Origin of the sequence: Chryseobacterium formosum (assembly GCF_026460885.1) — a bacterium.
In the GTDB taxonomy this organism is placed as follows: domain Bacteria; phylum Bacteroidota; class Bacteroidia; order Flavobacteriales; family Weeksellaceae; genus Chryseobacterium; species Chryseobacterium formosus.
Genome location: NZ_JAOVZW010000030.1, coordinates 36,595 through 54,526, shown reverse-complemented (window position 1 = coordinate 54,526; position 17,932 = coordinate 36,595). Strand labels below are relative to the sequence as shown.

At 32.7% G+C, this 17,932-nt stretch carries 19 protein-coding genes; 9 read left to right on the top strand and 10 right to left on the bottom strand.

The genetic code is table 11. The annotated features are described in order from the left end of the window. The first annotated feature begins 102 nt into the window (after window positions 1–102). The 4 genes from OF897_RS19980 to OF897_RS19965 all read left to right on the top strand — a co-directional run bounded on the left by OF897_RS19980 (window position 103) and on the right by OF897_RS19965 (window position 3,329). Window positions 103–948 (top strand): prephenate dehydrogenase, encoded by an 846-nt coding sequence (locus OF897_RS19980; protein ID WP_267267429.1) that lies wholly within the window; start codon window positions 103–105, stop codon window positions 946–948. A gap of 141 nt (window positions 949–1,089) precedes the next feature. Further along, window positions 1,090–1,356: a DUF2089 family protein gene (locus OF897_RS19975; RefSeq protein ID WP_267267428.1), complete on the top strand. Its 267-nt coding sequence runs from the start codon at window positions 1,090–1,092 to the stop codon at window positions 1,354–1,356. Window positions 1,357–1,361: 5 nt separating this feature from the next. Further along, window positions 1,362–1,931, top strand: a complete 570-nt coding sequence (locus OF897_RS19970) for a YIP1 family protein (protein WP_267267427.1) — start codon at window positions 1,362–1,364, stop codon at window positions 1,929–1,931. A gap of 9 nt (window positions 1,932–1,940) precedes the next feature. Continuing rightward, window positions 1,941–3,329, top strand: a complete 1,389-nt coding sequence (locus OF897_RS19965; RefSeq protein WP_267267426.1) for a serine hydrolase domain-containing protein — start codon at window positions 1,941–1,943, stop codon at window positions 3,327–3,329. 131 nt (window positions 3,330–3,460) lie between these two features. On the opposite strand, the gene OF897_RS19960 is transcribed toward OF897_RS19965, so the two are convergent. From OF897_RS19960 to OF897_RS19930, 7 genes are all read right to left on the bottom strand, one after another. After that, window positions 3,461–4,879, bottom strand: a complete 1,419-nt coding sequence (locus tag OF897_RS19960) for an L-serine ammonia-lyase (RefSeq protein ID WP_267267425.1) — start codon at window positions 4,877–4,879, stop codon at window positions 3,461–3,463. A 250-nt stretch (window positions 4,880–5,129) separates the two neighbouring features. Then, complete coding sequence (locus tag OF897_RS19955; RefSeq protein WP_267267424.1) at window positions 5,130–6,476, bottom strand: ammonium transporter; 1,347 nt, start codon at window positions 6,474–6,476, stop codon at window positions 5,130–5,132. Between the two features lie 140 nt (window positions 6,477–6,616). Continuing rightward, window positions 6,617–7,258: an alpha/beta hydrolase family protein gene (locus OF897_RS19950; RefSeq protein ID WP_267267423.1), complete on the bottom strand. Its 642-nt coding sequence runs from the start codon at window positions 7,256–7,258 to the stop codon at window positions 6,617–6,619. Between the two features lie 108 nt (window positions 7,259–7,366). Further along, on the bottom strand, window positions 7,367–7,978 hold the full coding sequence (locus OF897_RS19945) for a YceI family protein (protein WP_267267422.1): 612 nt from the start codon (window positions 7,976–7,978) through the stop codon (window positions 7,367–7,369). Between the two features lie 78 nt (window positions 7,979–8,056). After that, the gene (locus OF897_RS19940) at window positions 8,057–8,623 is read right to left on the bottom strand and encodes a YceI family protein (protein ID WP_267267421.1); all 567 of its coding nucleotides are present in this window, start codon (window positions 8,621–8,623) and stop codon (window positions 8,057–8,059) included. 141 nt (window positions 8,624–8,764) lie between these two features. Then, entirely contained in the window at window positions 8,765–9,814 is a 1,050-nt protein-coding gene (locus tag OF897_RS19935) for a glucokinase (RefSeq protein ID WP_267267420.1), read from the bottom strand. 113 nt (window positions 9,815–9,927) lie between these two features. Further along, a complete protein-coding gene (locus tag OF897_RS19930; protein WP_267267419.1) occupies window positions 9,928–10,500 on the bottom strand; it encodes a hypothetical protein in 573 nt (190 codons plus the stop codon). Between the two features lie 237 nt (window positions 10,501–10,737). Here OF897_RS19930 and OF897_RS19925 point away from each other — a divergent pair, with 237 nt between their 5' ends. From OF897_RS19925 to OF897_RS19905, 5 genes are all read left to right on the top strand, one after another. Continuing rightward, window positions 10,738–12,114 carry a DUF1800 domain-containing protein gene (locus tag OF897_RS19925; RefSeq protein ID WP_267267418.1) on the top strand — a complete coding sequence of 459 codons (1,377 nt, stop codon included), beginning with the start codon at window positions 10,738–10,740 and terminating at the stop codon, window positions 12,112–12,114. An 85-nt stretch (window positions 12,115–12,199) separates the two neighbouring features. Further along, window positions 12,200–13,390: a DUF1501 domain-containing protein gene (locus OF897_RS19920; protein WP_267267417.1), complete on the top strand. Its 1,191-nt coding sequence runs from the start codon at window positions 12,200–12,202 to the stop codon at window positions 13,388–13,390. Between the two features lie 123 nt (window positions 13,391–13,513). Beyond that, window positions 13,514–14,194, top strand: a complete 681-nt coding sequence (locus tag OF897_RS19915; RefSeq protein ID WP_267267416.1) for a hypothetical protein — start codon at window positions 13,514–13,516, stop codon at window positions 14,192–14,194. A gap of 78 nt (window positions 14,195–14,272) precedes the next feature. Beyond that, a complete protein-coding gene (locus tag OF897_RS19910) occupies window positions 14,273–15,298 on the top strand; it encodes a sensor histidine kinase (RefSeq protein WP_267267415.1) in 1,026 nt (341 codons plus the stop codon). Then, window positions 15,295–16,059, top strand: coding sequence for a LytR/AlgR family response regulator transcription factor (locus OF897_RS19905; RefSeq protein WP_267267414.1), 765 nt, complete (start codon window positions 15,295–15,297; stop codon window positions 16,057–16,059). The genes OF897_RS19910 and OF897_RS19905 overlap by 4 nt, the downstream gene beginning before the upstream one ends. A gap of 30 nt (window positions 16,060–16,089) precedes the next feature. Here the strand turns inward: OF897_RS19905 and OF897_RS19900 are convergent, their stop codons facing one another. The 3 genes from OF897_RS19900 to OF897_RS19890 all read right to left on the bottom strand — a co-directional run bounded on the left by OF897_RS19900 (window position 16,090) and on the right by OF897_RS19890 (window position 17,877). Continuing rightward, on the bottom strand, window positions 16,090–16,218 hold the full coding sequence (locus OF897_RS19900; RefSeq protein ID WP_267267413.1) for a hypothetical protein: 129 nt from the start codon (window positions 16,216–16,218) through the stop codon (window positions 16,090–16,092). Window positions 16,219–16,278: 60 nt separating this feature from the next. After that, window positions 16,279–17,301, bottom strand: a complete 1,023-nt coding sequence (locus OF897_RS19895) for a helix-turn-helix transcriptional regulator (RefSeq protein WP_267267412.1) — start codon at window positions 17,299–17,301, stop codon at window positions 16,279–16,281. Window positions 17,302–17,544: 243 nt separating this feature from the next. Beyond that, the gene (locus tag OF897_RS19890) at window positions 17,545–17,877 is read right to left on the bottom strand and encodes a HopJ type III effector protein (RefSeq protein WP_267267411.1); all 333 of its coding nucleotides are present in this window, start codon (window positions 17,875–17,877) and stop codon (window positions 17,545–17,547) included. Window positions 17,878–17,932 lie beyond the last annotated feature (55 nt).

The window sequence follows — 17,932 nt, the reverse complement described above, 5'->3', positions numbered from 1 at the left end:
ATTACGGAATTTTTAACTCAGATCTGGGATAAGGATTTCTTGTATATATAAATCAAACCTCGTCCTTTGGCGGGGTTTTTTATTTTTTTAAATTTAAATGAAATGAAAATAAGTATTATTGGTATAGGATTAATCGGCGGATCGATTGCATTAAAATTAAAACAGAAAAACGTAACAGATTTCGTTTACGGAATCGACAACAATATTGAAAATCTCAACGAAGCTATATTATTAAATATCATCAACGAAAAAGCAGATTTAGAAACCGGAATTAAAAATTCAGATTTAATTATTATTGCGATTCCTGTAGATTCTGCGAGAAAAATTTTGCCTAAAGTTTTAGATTTAATTTCAGACAAGCAAACCGTAATGGATGTTGGTTCGACCAAATACGGAATTGTTAATTCGGTAAAAGATCATCCAAAAAGAGATAGATTCGTGGCTTTTCACCCAATGTGGGGAACTGAAAATCACGGTCCGAAATCTGCCATTGCCGAAAGTTTTTCAGGAAAAGCAGGAGTAATCTGCAACCGTGAAGAATCTGCTGAAGATGCTTTACAAATTGTAGAAAATATCGTCAAAAACCTTGAAATGCATCCGATTTACATGAATGCAGAAGATCACGATGTTCACACTGCTTATATTTCGCATATTTCACACATCACTTCTTACGCTTTAGCAAACACAGTTTTAGAGAAAGAAAAAGAAGAAGACACAATTTTTCAATTGGCGAGTTCGGGGTTTTCGAGTACGGTTCGTTTAGCAAAATCTCATCCTGAAATGTGGGTTCCGATTTTTAAACAAAATAAAGAAAATGTACTTGATGTTTTGAATGAGCATATTACTCAGTTAAGAAAATTCAAGTCGGCTTTAGAAAAAGATAATTTTGAATACATTGAGGAATTAATACATAACGCCAACAAAATCAGAGGAATACTGGATAAATAATTCTTTTAAATCGATTAAAAATTAATAAGACTTCCCTATTTGGAAGTCTTTCTTTTATACTTAAATCAAAACAATTTTTAACTTTATTAAAAAATACTTTAACTTTATTAAAATAATATTACATTTGTAAAAACAAAATCAATGAAACTGCCGATAATTTGCCCAAGTTGTGATCATACACTCAATGTAAGCCAGATGAAATGTCCCGATTGCGGAACCAATGTAAACGGAGATTATGAACTTCCCATTTTCTTAAAACTTAACAGAGAAGAACAAGATTTTTTGATGAATTTCTTTCTTTCCAGCGGAAGCATCAAAGAAATGGCGAAACAGGCCGAACTTTCTTATCCTACCATGAGAAATAAAATGGATGATCTTATCTCAAAAATTACTCAACTGACAAAATAAAACACATGAACTGGAAAACTATTTTTAATCCCTTTTTAAAGTTTGATGAGAAAACTTTGCTTATTGCAGGGTTTGTATCAATTACGTCAGTATTTCTCTTCGGTTATTATTTTGGTCTTCAAACAGACAGTTTGTTTCATTTCAGACTTATAAATTCCGAAGATTCATTATCAAAAATTATTTTGTCAACATTAATTGTTTATGCGATAAGTATTCTTATTTTCTTTGTTTTTGGAAAAATTATTAATAAAAAAACACGCTTTATTGATGTGGTAAATCCTATTTTGATTTCCCAATTCATCGTAATTTTATTATTACTCATATCAGAAATACCTTTGGTTAAAAATGCACAGAAACAAATTATAGCTTCTGTTGAAAATCAATCTTTCGAACTTGATATGATTTCCCTTTTAATTACAACCATTAATTCTTTCGTATCGCTTGCAATCACAGCTTATGGAATGGCAATTCTTTTCAATGGTTTTAGAACTGCTACCAATATGAAAGACTGGCGTCACATCGTAATTTTTGTACTATTACTATTAACAATTATGCTTACCATGCAACTTTTATAAATTTAAAATATGAAAAATAAATTTTTACTTCTCTTCGGGTTCCTGATTTTTAATTCAATTTTTGCTCAGCAGATTGTAGGTTCCTGGATGGGCGAACTGGAAATTCAAGGCAACAAACTTCCGTTAATTATCAATATCCAAAAAGAAAAAGATGGATATAAATCTACTCTCGACAGTCCGTTACAAGGTGCTGAAGGAATTCCGATTGATAAAACTTCTTTTATAAACAATGAACTGAGTTTTGAAAATGCAGCGATGAATGCTTCTTTTAAAGGAACACTAAAAAATTCCGAAATCACCGGAACTTTTACTCAAAGCGGAATGGCTTTACCATTAATTTTAAAACCATTTGACAAGAGTAAAAACAATGATAAAAATCTTACATTCTTAAAAATATCAGACCTCAAAGAAAGCCTAAGAAAGGTTGATGATTTTATTTCTTCTTTAGAAAAAAACAATGCTTTGGCAGGAGAAGTTTCTATTTTCAAAGAAGGTAAAGAAATTTACAAGAAGAATTTTGGAGAGAAAAATCTTCCTGACTTTAAAAGTAGTAATCAGGTTTTCCAAATTGGTTCAATAACAAAAACCATGACTGCTATTCTGATCTATAAAATGATTGAGCAGAAAAAACTGAATCTGACAGACAAACTTGCTCAATATTACCCTGAAATTCCAAATGCTAAAACCATTGAAATTTCTCAACTTCTAAATCACACTTCAGGACTTAGTGATTATGTTATGGGAAAAGATAACCCAAGATGGCTTACAGAAAAAACTTCAGAGAAGCAGATTATCAATAGAATTATCGAACAGGGCTCTTTATTCGAACCCGGTTCAAAGCAACAGTATTCTAATTCAGGATATTTTCTTTTAACTAAAATTTTAGAAAAAGTTTCGAAAAAGAATTATGCAGAAAATTTAAATGAATTTATTATTAAACCTTTACAGCTAAAGAATTTCTACACAGCATCTCAAAAACCGGGCAATGTTTATCTACCTTTTGCATTCAAAAACAAATGGGAACCTGTAAAAGATTTCGATTTTAACAATATTGCTGGGGTAGGCGACATTGCAACAACTCCATATAATTTAAATCTAATCATTAACTCTATTTTCGACCGTAAATTAGTTTCAGAAGAATCATTAAAATCGATGATTCCTGACGAAAACAGATTTGGAAAAGGATTGGCAATTGTCCCCTTTCACAGTAAAATTTTTGTAGGTCACAGCGGCGGAACTTACGGAACCAATTCACTAATGATCTACAATGGTGAAGATGATGTTTCTATTTCATATTCCTTAAACGCTGACAGAATAGGAATTGCCGGAAATGAATTTGTGGTGGCCATTTTGAGTATGCTTTACGGAGTAAATTACGAACTTCCAAAAAGCCAGTAAATAAAGAATTTATTCTATTAAAAAAAGATACAGACGTTTCATTGAAAAGGTACGTATCTTTTACTGAAAACGTGCGCACCTTTTAATCAAAAGATGCGCACGTTTTTATAATAAGCTGCTTATGTTTTATTTTAACACTCCGGAACGTTCACTGCAATTGCCAATCCGCCTTCAGAAGTTTCCTTAAAACGGTCATTCATCGATAACGCAGTTTCCCACATGGTTTGAATCACCTGATCTAAACTTACTTTCGCTTTGGTAGGATCACTTTCTAATGCAATATTTGCAGCCGTAATCGCTTTAATAGCACCCATCGTATTTCTTTCAATACAAGGAATTTGCACTAAACCTTTGATCGGATCACACGTTAAACCTAAATGATGTTCCATCGCAATCTCCGCCGCCATCAAAACCTGACCGACGCTTCCACCAAGAATTTCCGTTAGACCTGCGGCTGCCATCGCTGAAGAAACGCCTACTTCCGCCTGACAACCACCCATTGCTGCAGAAATCGTTGCATTTTTTTTAAATAAAGTTCCAATTTCTCCAGCTACCAAAATAAATCTTGCAATATCATCTTCAGATGTTGCCTCTGTGAAAGCCTGAGAATACATTAAAACTGCAGGAATTACTCCACTCGCTCCATTGGTAGGCGCCGTAATAATTCTTCCGAAACTTGCGTTTTCTTCATTTACAGCCAATGCAAAGCATGAAATCCATTTATTAATATTTGTAAAGTTTTCTTCTGCATCAACAACCTGCTGAAACCATTCGTCTTTATTTCTATAAATTTTTTCGCCTAAAAGTTTTCTGTTCATTCCGGCTGCACGACGTGTAACATTCAGTCCGCCCGGTAAAATCCCTTCTTTGTTTACGCCTTTATAAATACATTCTTTAATCTGTTCCCAAATGTAAAGTGCTTCTTTTCTTGTTTCATCCTGCGTTCTCCAGCTTTCTTCATTGATTAAAATTAAATCTGACATTTTATCGAAACCTAATTTCTCGCAATATTTAACGATATCAGAACCGTGATGACAAGGATATATGGTACGAACACACTGTTTCTCAATCGAATTTTTCTCCTGACTCATGATAAAACCACCGCCGACAGAATAAAAATCCTGCACAAGCTCGGTTCCATCTTCAAAAATTGCTTTGAAAATCATCCCGTTCGGATGATAATCGAGAGTTTGAGACATATTCAAAACCAAATGATGTCCGTAAACAAAAGGAATTTCTTTTTCTCCGCCTAGATTAATGATCTGAGATTCTTTTATTCTATCAACAATTTCATCAATTTTTGTAGTATCGATGGTTTTAAAATCTTCGCCATTTAAGCCCAACATTCCTGCAATGTCGGTTCCGTGACCGATTCCTGTTTTTGCCAGTGAACCGAAGAATTCAAGGAAAACTTCTTTTACCTCAGCAATTGATTTTTCTCTTTTTATAATTCTGATAAATGCAGATGCTGCATTCCATGGTCCCATTGTGTGGGAACTTGAAGGACCTATTCCTACTTTAATTATCTCAAATACAGATATTGACTCCATATATATTTTCCATTTTCATGAAAAGCAAATATACACGGAAAATTATAAAGAAATGAAATGTCAGAAATGGTTTATCACTAAATCTAAAACCAACAAATTCCCCATTTTATAAACGTCTCTTTAACTCTGCACAAACTACGCAGCCCGACTTGAACGGAGCTCTTTTTGCCGGAGCGAAGCGGAGGCAAAAAAGCGGGAGTGGAAGGCGGATAAAGCTGCCCAAATAAAAATAGTTATGCTTAGGACTAAATTACCATTTCAAACTCTCATGATGCTGAGACATATCTAAACCTTCATTTTCTGATTCTTCCGAAACTCTTAACGTGATAATACTGTCAGTAATTTTATACAAAAGCATTGAACCAAAAAATGCAAAAAGAGAAACTAAAATTAACGCAGTCATGTGATGCGCAAAAACCCCAAAACCACCATGAAGAAGACTTGCATTTTCACCATGTGCAAAAATTGCGGTGAGAATCATTCCCATAATTCCTCCTACTCCATGACAGGCAAAAACATCCAGCGTATCATCAATCTTTTTTAAAGCATTCCAATTCACCATTAAGTTTGAAACAATCGCCGAAATAAACCCGATAAAAATACTTTCCTGAATCGACACAAAACCACAACCCGGAGTAATCGCAACCAAACCGACAACCGCACCAATACAAGCTCCCAATGCAGAAACCTTTCGTCCGTTTATTCTATCAAAGAAAATCCATGTCATCATTGCGGAAGCCGAGGCGATTGTCGTCGTTCCAAAGGCAATTGCTGCCGTTGCATTTGCACTTAAAGCCGAACCTGCATTAAAACCAAACCATCCAAACCAAAGCATTCCTGTTCCGAGGATTACATAAGGGATATTTGATGGTTCATGATGCGGATTTTTTCTTCTTCCTAAAACAATCGCTCCCGCCAAAGCTGCAAAACCAGCGCTCATGTGAACCACCGTTCCACCTGCGAAATCTTTAACTCCGAAAAATTTATTTAAAAGTCCTTCCGGATGCCAAACCATATGACAAAGCGGTGTATAAATGAACAAACTGAAAAGAACCATGAACACCAAATAGGAAATAAAACGAACTCTCTCAGCGAACGAACCCGTAATTAAAGCCGGAGTAATGACTGCAAATTTCATCTGAAACAATGCAAACAAAACAAAAGGAATGGTTGATGCCATTGCTTTATGCGGATAAACACTTACATGATTGAAAAACGGATAGGTAAAAGGATTACCGATAACTCCGTAATGAACTCCATCGATTTCAAAGCCAATTGATTCACCGAAAGAAAGGGAAAAACCAACAACAATCCATAAAATAGAAATCACACCCAAAGCGATAAAACTTTGAAGCATCGTGGAAATTACATTTTTCTTTCCGACCATTCCGCCATAAAAGAATGATAAACCAGGCGTCATCAACAGAACCAAGCCTGCTGCAGCTAAAATCCAGGCTACATCTGAACCTACGATTTCTTTTTCACTGAGAAAATTTCCTGTATTAGGAATATCGACATCCGGACTGAAGAATAAACTGCCAATTGCAACGATGCAAATGATAACAAATGAAACTTTCCATTTTAAACCAACTTTCATAAGAGTTTTTTATTTTAATGCTAAATGAAATTCACACAAATTTCAATAATTTTATTTTCAACCCCTCAAAATTAAAAATAAATTTTATAAAAACATTAAATAAAATAAATAACCCCTATAAATTTAATAGTATTTTAAAATTAAATAAAAATTTTATTTAAAAGTAATGAAACTTCTTTATGTTTAGTTGCCGGAAAAAGATGAGTTCCGCCTTTTATAATATAATCCGGTTTTGAATTTTTAAGCGGAAAAACAATATCACGGTCACCCATAATCTGAATAATGTTATTTTTCTGTTCAAATTTCCATTCCGAAATACGTTGAACAGACCATTTTAAATAATACGGATCGGTTACTCGGAAGTATTGATTGACTTTAGGGTTTTTAGGATCAAAAAAGTTCCTGAAAACAGAATACTTTTCGAAATTTTTAAGATTAAAAAAATTAACAGGAATATATTTAGGAATTTTAGTCATCTCTCCCATCTTGATTAATCTTGATTTCTCTTTATCAGATTTAATACTTCCCAGAATCACTACTTTTTCCGCAGCTTTAATTAGATTGATTTCCTGAACCATAATTCCTCCAAAAGAATATCCTAACAAATAAAAAGGCTCCGAAGTATCAATTTTCTCAGCCATTCTTTCAACATAAGAATTGAAAGATTCTTCATTTTCGGGAATCAGCCAATCAATAAAAACCACTTCATGCTCTTTTGGAAATTGTAAACGTTCCAAAACTTTAAAATCTGCACCAAGACCACTTATTACATATATTTTCACCGAATTGTATTTAAATTTAAAAATTATTCAACAGGATTTGATTTAGCTAAAATAAAAAAAGGACCGCTTATTTAAAGCAGTCCTTCCTATTTTATAAAAATTTTAACCTTACAAAGGTCTTTCGTTATCAACTTTTTGAGTAGAAATCTTAAATTGAATATCCATTTCGTCTTTGATGAAGTAATCTTTCAAAGAATTCTGATAGAAAATTCTGAAATCTTTTCTGTTTAAAGAAAATTTAGAAGATTCGATTTCTACTGTAAACTGAGTAACATGCGCATTTGCAGGGAAAGAAATCGTCTTTCTGATATTTTTAATTGTGATATCGCCTACAATTGTTGAGTTGTACTCACTGTTTGCAAGAGGAATAATTTTCTTTAAGTGAAATTTAGCAGTCGGGAATTTTTTTACTTCGAAAAAGTTTGTTCCCTTCAACTCGTTGGTTAGTTTTATTTGGTCGTCTCCCGAAAGATCAGCCACAACAAGGCTTCTCATATCGATTACAAACTCACCGTCTACCAAAACAGTTTTATCAAAATTAAATTTACCGCTTTTCAGTTTTAAACTTCCGTAATGAGAAGTAGGCTTTGTTTTTACCACCTTATGTCCCCACCATTTTATCTCGGATGTTATCACTTTTGAAATTTTATCTCCCTTCTTCTGAGCAAAAACAAATGATATGCTTGCACACATCATAACAAACAATAGTAATCTTTTCATTATTTTTTATTTACAATTCAACAAAAATAAAAAAAAGTGTAGAACTTCTACACTTTTAATAATATTTTTTTGAATAAATTATTTTGCGCTCACCTTTACAGTCATATCTATCTCATCTTTCACAAAAACATCTTTCATAGAAGATTTGTAAGCAACGTCAAATTTTTGTCTGTCCCAAGAGAATTTATTAGACTCTAAACTTACTACTCCGTTTGCATAATTTACTTTTGCAGGGAAAGAAACTTGGTTTGTTTTACCTTTTACCGTAAGATTTCCAGTTACAAGTTTATTGTAAACTTTGTCACTGTTTTTCTTTACCGATGTGATTTTAAAACTTGCAGATGGAAATTTTTCAACTTCGAAGAAATCTCCGTTTTTCAAGTGACCATTCAATTTTCCTTGATATTCACCAGAAAGATCTGTTGCATTGATTGAAGTCATATCTAAAACGAAATCTCCTCCTACAAGCTCATTACCTTTCATAATCATGTTACCCGACTTTACTTTCACAGTTCCGTCATGAGAACTAGATTCAGTTTTAGCAACTTTATAACCCCACCAGTGTACATCTGAGCTTACTACTTTTTTTGACTGTCCGAATGCTAAACCACTAGCTAAAACTGCTAATAAGAATATTTTTTTCATTGTAAATTTTTAAATTGTTTATTAAGCTGCAAATGTAATTATCTTATTCAATAATTCGTCTTGATGTACATCAAGAAATCCAATAATTTTTATGACTAAAATCAGGCATAAAAAAACTCCGAATTTCTTCGGAGTTTTATTTTATTCTGTATAATAAGCGGTATAAAGTGCCGCACCATTTATACTCGTACTATCTGTATTAATCAAATGGATTGGAATGTTTTTCAACATATCTTCCATCTTATCACTTATTTTAAATTTCTCATAGAATTTATCTTTATCAATATATTCTCTAATGATTTGTGGAATATCTCCTGCAATCAGCAAACCTCCCGTAGCTTTAAGCTTCAAAGTAAGGTTATTTGCTTCTCTTGCTAAAAACTCTAAAAATGTATCTAAAGCAATTTTACAGATCATCGCATCTTCGTGCATTGCTGCTTTAAAAATTTCTTCAGTAAAGTTTCCGTTTGCTAAACGCTCTGAAAGCCATTCCGGTTCAGGATGTCTTTTTACGTCTCTTAAGAATCTGTAAATATTAAACAAACCTGTTTTAGAAAGCACATTTTCCCAGCTTACAATTCCGTAAATATTGTTTAAAAACTGATAAAATTCTACCTCAACATTGGTTCTTGGTGAAAATTCAGAATGACCGCCTTCTGTAGCGAAAGGTCTCAAATATTTTCCGTCAAAGAAATACCCTGCTTCTCCCAAACCATTTCCTGGAGCAAGAATAGCAACATTTCCTTTTTCACGGTGATCTCCGATGTAAATTGCATCCAGTTCAGAATCATCCAAAAGACCGATTCCGTAAGCAGAAGCTTCCTGATCATTCAGCATATAAACCTTTTCGAAACCAAATTTACTTTGATATTCTTCTACATCTAAATGCCAATTTAATCTTGCAGGGTGACTTTTCCCATCAAGCACAGGTCCCGGAACCGAAATTCCCAATCGCTGAACATTCTCAAGATTTGATTCCTGAATAAATGCTGAAAGTACATCTGCAAAAGAAGAATATTCTTTGGTAGAATAATTATTTTTAAATTTAAGTTCTATCCCGGAATTTCCTGAAGTGTAATATGCAATCGTTGTCACATCTTCTCTCAAATTAGCTCCTATAATAGAAACATTATCATTATTGGTGTTTTTTACTCCCGGTAAATAGAGAGGAAATTTTGGATTTAAGTTCATAATCACAAATTTTATCAAATATAATAATTGTTTTGGTATTTCGTGTATGGTAACAGAAAACCTTTTCAAAAACTCGAAAAGGTTTGGTTAATAACTGATTATATTTTATATAATTATTTCCCTAAAGGAATATTGTACGAAAATCCAGCTCCGATGCTTCCCACATTATAGTCTTGAGAAGCCGGTGCAGCAATATCTCCATTGCTTCCTGCGAAAACTTTTTGATATTGAAGGAAGAAATTCCAGTCTCTGTTGTGGTAACCAATTTCTGGTTTTAGGTAGAAACCTCCATCTGGTCTGTTAACCGTAGAATTGGTTGCTACTTTTTCATCACCTACTAAAAATCCGTAACCTAAATCGGCTCCAAAATAAAATCCTGTCTGTTTAGGATAAACTCTGAAAAGTGCAGCTACAGGAACTACTCCTACGTCATTATTGGTATATCCGTTGTTATTTTTACCGAAATAATGGGTATATCCTGTCGCAATACCTAAACCAAATCCTGGTGTAATTAAATTCTGGTACGCTACATCTACACCTACTGCAGCAGAAAGGTTATCTGAAGGAACGGCAATCCCTGCGGTTGCCCCGACTTTAATCATATTATTCATCTGAGCACTTTGCGCACTTACTAAACCGGCTGTCAAAATTCCAGCTGCTAAAATGGTTTGCTTAAACATTTTCATAACTCTGATTTTTTAAATTTTACTGGTTGCGAGATGTAAAAATCATGCCAAAACTTTTTATTTCACCTTTCAAAAACGCTGCAGATACAATTAATAAAATGATTTTCAATAATTTAAATTCAGTAAAATTTAAATATCCGTTTAAATATTTTACCTTTGATATAATAATTGTGTGTTAAATCTTGTTTATACACTTTAACCAATTTTCTTTATCTAAATCTAAAAATAAAGTCTTGTATGGTTACATCACCAATTTCACAAAACAAACATTTGCTTTCCAGAGCCGGTTTTGGGATGAGTTTTTCTCAAATTGAAGATCTTAAAAACGATAAAAACAAAGCTTTGATAAAAAATTTATTTAAAGAATATCCTTTTGAAGAAGTCAATTATGACACTCCGGATGTCGTTCAAATCGAATATACTGACCCAAAAGCGACTGCAGATCAAAAAAGAGAAACTCAAAAGATTATCCAAAAGCAAAACGTAGAACTTAATCTTAATTTTCTTGATCAGATAACGAGAAGTGAAGATCAGCTTAGAGAAAAAATGGCATTTTTCTGGCACGGACATTTTGCAACGCGCGTCAACAATCCAAAATTCAATCAGCAATTATTAAATATTATTCGTAAAAATGCTTTAGGAAACTTTAAAGAACTTTTATTTGAAATCAGCAAATCTCCGGCAATGCTAAATTTCCTGAACAATCAACAGAATAAAAAAGACCATCCCAATGAAAATTTTGCCCGCGAAGTGATGGAACTCTTCACCATGGGAAGAGGAAACTACACGGAAACCGACATCAAAGAGTTAGCAAGAGCATTTACAGGTTGGGGTTACAATAAAGAGGGTGGCTTCATCGACCGCCCAAAACAGCATGATACCGGAACAAAAACTTTTCTTGGAAAAACCGGAAATTTCAATGGAGATGATGTTTTAAATATTATTCTCGAACAAAAAGTCACTGCAAAATTTATCACCACAAAGATTTATAAATTTTTCGTGAATGAAATTCCTGATCAAACCAATATTAATAAACTGAGCGAAGAGTTTTATGCTTCCAATTATGATATTAAAAAACTGATGGAAAGTATTTTCTCAAGTTCATGGTTTTATGATAAAAAAAATATCGGGAATAAAATAAAATCACCCACAGAATTAATTGCAGGAATCATAAGAATTCTTCCAATGGAAATTAAAAATCCTGAGAACATTACGGTTTATCAGAAATTATTGGGACAGATGTTATTATTTCCGCCTAATGTTGCTGGTTGGCCAAGTGGAAAATCGTGGATTGACAGTTCGACTTTGATGTTAAGACTCCAGATTCCGCAAATTTGGTCAGGTTTACGACCGATGGAATATTCTGCAAAAGAAGATGACGATATGGATATGGGTATGAAATCAAGAGAAGCATTAATCAAATCTTTTAAAAGTCCTAATATCACAATTGACTGGCTTGCTGTAGAAAAAGTTTTTAAAAATAAAAATCCTGAAGATTATCTTATTCAAAATACCGAACTCATCGATATGAAAACCGTCAATCAGTTTTCCGACAAAAGTGTGAAAATGAATATTATTAATTTAATGTCTACTCCGGAATATCAGTTGATGTAGTTTTTAGGTTGCATATTTTAGCTTATAGTTAAAATGGAATTTTAAAACCTGCAGCCTATAATCTTTAACCTAAAACCTAAGATTTATGTTAATTAAAAGAAGAGAATTTTTAAAGATAAGTTCATTGGCAACCGCTTCGTTATTGATGCCCAGTTTTCTGAAATCGATGACTTTGGATAATGCTTTGAACGCGAATCAGAAAATATTAATTGTACTGCAGTTTACGGGTGGAAACGATGGTTTGAATACGATTATTCCAACAAAAAATGATATTTATTTTAAAGAAAGAAATAAAATTGCCATTCAGAATTCTTTAGCTTTAAATGATGAAACAGGAATCAATCCTGCACTCTCTTATTTTAAAGAACTCTTTGATGATGGCGAACTTTCCGTTTTAAATAATGTTGGTTATCCGAATCCCGACAAATCCCATTTCAGGAGCATGGACATTTGGCATTCTGCAAGCAAAAGCGATGAGTATTTAGAAACAGGTTGGCTCGGAAGATTTTTGGATGAAGAATGTTATAATTGCGACCATCCGACTCAGGCTTTAGAAGTTGACGATATGCTAAGTTTAGCTTTAAAGGGAGAAAATAACAAAGCTTTCGCTTTCAAAGATCCAAAAAAATTATATCAAACCAGTCAGGAAAAATATTTCAAATCTTTATATGATCACGATCATCATCACGACGACGAAACGGTTTCTTATTTATACCAAACTTTAGGATCGACCATCAATAACGCCGATTATATTTTTGAAAAAAGTAAAGCTAAAAAAACAACTCAGGAATACCCGAATTCAAAATTAGGAAAAGACTTTAAAACCGTCGCTTCTTTAATTAAATCTGACATTAATACGCAGGTTTATTATCTTTCTATCGGAAGTTTTGATACCCACGTTAATCAAAATGAAAGACAGGAAAAACTTTTCGGAGAAATCAATGAAGCCGTAAAATCTTTTGTTGCCGATATGAAAAGTAACGGACTTTTTAATGATATTTTGCTGATGACTTTTTCAGAATTCGGACGAAGAGTTGCCCAAAATGCAAGCAACGGAACCGATCACGGAACGGCAAACCAAATGTTTTTCGTCAGCGGCGGATTAAAAAAGAAAGGTATTCTGAATGCACTTCCCGATTTGCAGAAACTTAATGATGGAGATTTAATCTACACCGAAGATTTTAGAAAAGTCTACGCTACAGTTCTTAAAAACTGGTTGAATGCAGATTCGTCAAAAGTTTTGGGCTGGAAAAATGGTGTGTACGATTTTATTTAATTAAAACTAAAATTCATTCATCTCATCATATTCCCAGATGAAAGCTTTATTTCCTTAGTCCAAAAAATAATTCTTGATTCCAATTGTTACTGATTATACTTTTGCTTCATAAAATCATCAATTATGACAGAAAAACGTATCAACAGAGAAATTATATTTTTAAGAACTTTCGCTTTTGCCATGGCAATGGTGATTTTCTTTTTAGTCAATTCAGCTTTCAAAAGTAATGGAAATCAAAAGTTTTCAGAAATCGATGTCGAAAGAATTAATATCATTGAAAAAGATGGTACTGTTAAAATGGTAATTACCAATGTAGATCGTTTTCCCAACGGAAAAATCAAAATAAACGACGTTTACACCAACGAAAAACGTAAAAAACGTTCCGGAATGTTATTTTTCAACGAAGAAGGCCTTGAATGTGGTGGTTTTATCTATGACGGTAAGAAAAATGCAAATGGTCACTCTTCAGGACTTTCATTTACCCATGATCAATATGACGGCGACCAAATCATGCAATTGCTATCGGAAGATTATCAACAAGGTAATGAAAGGTTTGTGGGAAGTAGCCTTACATTCAACGATCGTCCTAAAAATGAATCTCAGAGAACTAAAAATTTCGGACAAGGAACGCCAAGAATTATGCTCGGAAAATCTCGCGGACAAAGAGATGGGTTGTTTCTTTTTGATGCAAAAGGATTGCCTAAAGCCATGTTTTATGTAGACAAAGAAAACAAAGCAAAGCTCAATTTTTATGATGATAAAGGAAATATTACCGCTTCATTTCCCGAAGAATCTTCAAAATAAACCGTAAACACATTTTCAATTTATAAACTTTATTAATAGTTCTGTATTTTTATAGAACTATTTTTTTGTAACAAAATCATGAAGAAAATTTTAACCGAAATACAGCAGAACAAATACTTTTTACTCTTTATTTTTCTATTTTCTTATGTGCAAACCATAGAAATCCGTTTTCAGACAGAAAGAGAGATCAACTGGTACACTTTCACACCTGAAGCTCCTGTATTATATTTTGTAAATGCAGGTATTCTCTTTCTGATTATGCGTTTCCTGATGATCTATTGGCAAAAATCAGACAATTTCAATTTTAAAGAAATTTTTAAAATCTTTGGAACTTCTCTTCTTCTGTATTTGGTTATGCTTAATATTTTTAAACTTATTATCGCTTTTGTTTTTAATACTTTTGAAAGGAACTTTAATTCACAAACATTTCTCAATAATGTCATTTCAGATTTCTTGAATGCTTTTATTTACGGAAGTTTTTTTCTTGCTTTTTATTACTACCGAAAAAATCAGAAAAACCAGAAACAGATTGAAAGTTTTAATGAAATGCTTTCTGAAACCAAGATCAATCAGCTTAAAAACCAACTCAATCCACATTTTTTATTTAACAATCTAAATATTCTCGACCAGCTTATTGAAGAAGACAAAACCCAAGCATCAGATTTCCTCAATGAATTTGCAGATATTTACCGTTATGTTTTACAGGTTTCGGATAAAAAATTGGTAGAAATTGATGAAGAATTAGCTTTCGTTAAAAAATATTTCAAACTGATTCAGCATAAATATGGAAAATCTTATCAATTGGAAATAAAAAATAATCAATCGCAAGGTTTTATAGTTCCGTTAAGTCTTCAGTTATTATTGGAAAATGCAATTCAGCATAATTTGGGAACAGAAACAAAGCCCGTTTTTATCACTATCAGAATTGATAAAAATCTTACCGTTTCAAATAATATAATTCAAAAAAGAAATACAAAATCTCCATCAGGAAAAGCATTGAAAAACCTCAACGAACAGTATTTTTTACTGACCGAAAGTCAAATAAAAATTCAAAATACCAACGATCAATTTTCCGTAACCCTACCTATAATTCCAGGAGCATGATAAAAATAGTCATTATTGAAGATGAAATTCCCGCAAGAAAAAAACTCATCAGATTTATTAATGAGTTAAAAGAAACTACTGAAATCATAGCAGAAATCGATAATATAGAAGAAGCTGTAGAATTTTTCAAAACAGAAAAATCTGTTAATCTTATTATTTCAGATATTGAACTGTTAGACGGAAATGTTTTTGAAATTTATGATCAAGTGAAAATTTCCTGCCCGATTATTTTCACGACAGCTTATGACCAATTTTGGATGAACGCTTTTGAAACAAACGGAATTGAATATCTTCTAAAACCATTTACTTTGGAGCGTTTTCAAAAAGCCTGGAATAAATTTTTAGTATTAAATAAATCTCATGATTCCGACAAAATTTTATTGAAAATCAGCCAGATTCAAAAAGAAATTCAGCCCAAAAATTTTAAAGAGCGATTCAGTGTGATTAGTAATAAAGGGATTTATTTTTTAGAAACTGAAAACATCACTTTTTTTAAAGCTGAAGAGGGAGCTATTTTTGCATTTGATGATTCCGGTAAAAAACATTTGCTCAATCAGACCGTACTTAAAGAAATAGAATCTCACCTCAATCCTAACGATTTTTTCAAAATCAACCGTAGTGAGCTGATCAATAAAAAAAGTATCATAAAACTTGAACGATATTCGAAAAACGCTTTGGCCTTAGAAATAAAAGGGTATAAAAATCCGCTTATCACAAGCCAAAGTCAAACAGCAGATTTCAGAGAATGGATTGAAAAATGAAAACCTTCCAAAATAGGAAGGTTTATGATTTTAATGTGGTGAAGGAACCTGTTTATTAGGATCATTCACCACTTTTTTTTCTGTGAATTTCTTGATAATGTATTCAATTGCGATAGGTACCACCATTGCAAGTACCGCTTTTAATATTCTTGATCTCATAATATTTATTTTAAAAACTAAATTACAAGTTTCAAGCCATTTTGAAAAAACTCAGCTAAATTATAATTCTCCATCACCAATTTCACTGTTTTGATAATTTGAATGAGCAATTCTAATACTTTTAGCAATTCTCTGTTTCAGTTTTCTCGGACCTAAAACGGTGAGAAACTCGCCCATTCCCAAAATCATTCGCTCCAATTCAAAATTAAGCTGAACACAGATTTTGAAAGTTGTACACTCTTGATCTTCTTTAATAATTTCCTGAGAATGATGAAAAGGTTTGGTCTTTACATAAGGTGCATGATCGGATTTCACAGTAAAAATCACATTTTGCGGACGTTGTGTTTCTGAAACGGTCGCACCAATTACCTCCCCAAAATATCGGTCTGCATCAAAATCTTTATCGATGTATTCAGTTTCGTTATCAGTTTCGATACTCACCATTCTATCTAAAGCGAGATTGTAGATTGCTTTTTTATGCCAGCAAATCAAAAACCATCTGTTGTTATATTCTTTCAACAATTGTGGATGAACCGTCAGAATATTTTCTTCTCTAGCCTTAAAACTCTTATAGCAAATCTTTAAAACTTTTTTATTGAGAATCGCTTCGTACAAAACATCAATATATTCAAGCCCTTTCAGTTGTTCATTTTTATCTAAATGGATAATCGACTTTTGGTTCGTCGCATGAATAGAGTCCTCCAGTTTCTGAATTACCCCATTCATGTCTTTAAACATCGAAAAATCTTTGAACTGTTTAAGAATCTGTACTGCATTATTCATCGCTTTCAAATCATTTTCATTTACAGAAATCTGATGAATACTGTATTCCGGGTCACTATAACGATAATATCTTCTTTCATAAACCTCAATCGGTGCCTCATAACCGAATTTTTCACTCCGCATATTCTGCAAATCAAGCTGAACAGTCCGTTTGCTGACAAAAGATTCTTTACCTTCAAACTCAAATAAAGCTTCAGAACATTCGTCGATCAGATCTTCCAAAGTGTATTTTTTGTACTTATTCTTCAGACATTTATCTAAAGTTTTATAACGGATAAGAGCGTTTTTATTCGATGACATAAATTGAGATTAAGGTTAAGATTGACACTGAGAATAAATAGTCTAAAATTCCCCTCCCGTGGAGGGGTGGCGAAAATTCGTAGAATTTTTGACGGGGTGGTTAAGTGAATTGAAATTCCGTAAGAGTCTAAGCCTATGCGTTAAATTCATGACCTCTTCCTTACCAAGGAAGCAAGCACTCCATCATCAATCTATTTTAAATTGTTCGAGATTGCTTCGTCATTTCATTCCTCGCAATGACAATTATTTCCTCGTTAAAGCTTTCCCTTCAAAAGAAATTCCATCCCAGCCAAACTCCATAAAGTTTCTGATATTCTGATGATCTGTTCCTTCAGGATTTTGTAAAACATCTTCTCGATAAAATTCACCAAAAAGATTCAATGTTTCCTCTTTTGACAAATCATTCAACTTTGCAAAACTGAAAACTTTGCAAGAACCATTATTTTGGTCAGCTTCATTCACAGTATTTCCGTTGGTAAATTTTGTCGCAGTAAAATCATAATGTTCATCAATAAATGCAATAACATTTTTAAACTCAATTTCTTCCGCTGATTTTTCTAATTGTTCAAATAACATTTTGTTTAATTTTTCTCAAAAATAATTAAAATAAATCTATCTACGCAAAAACATT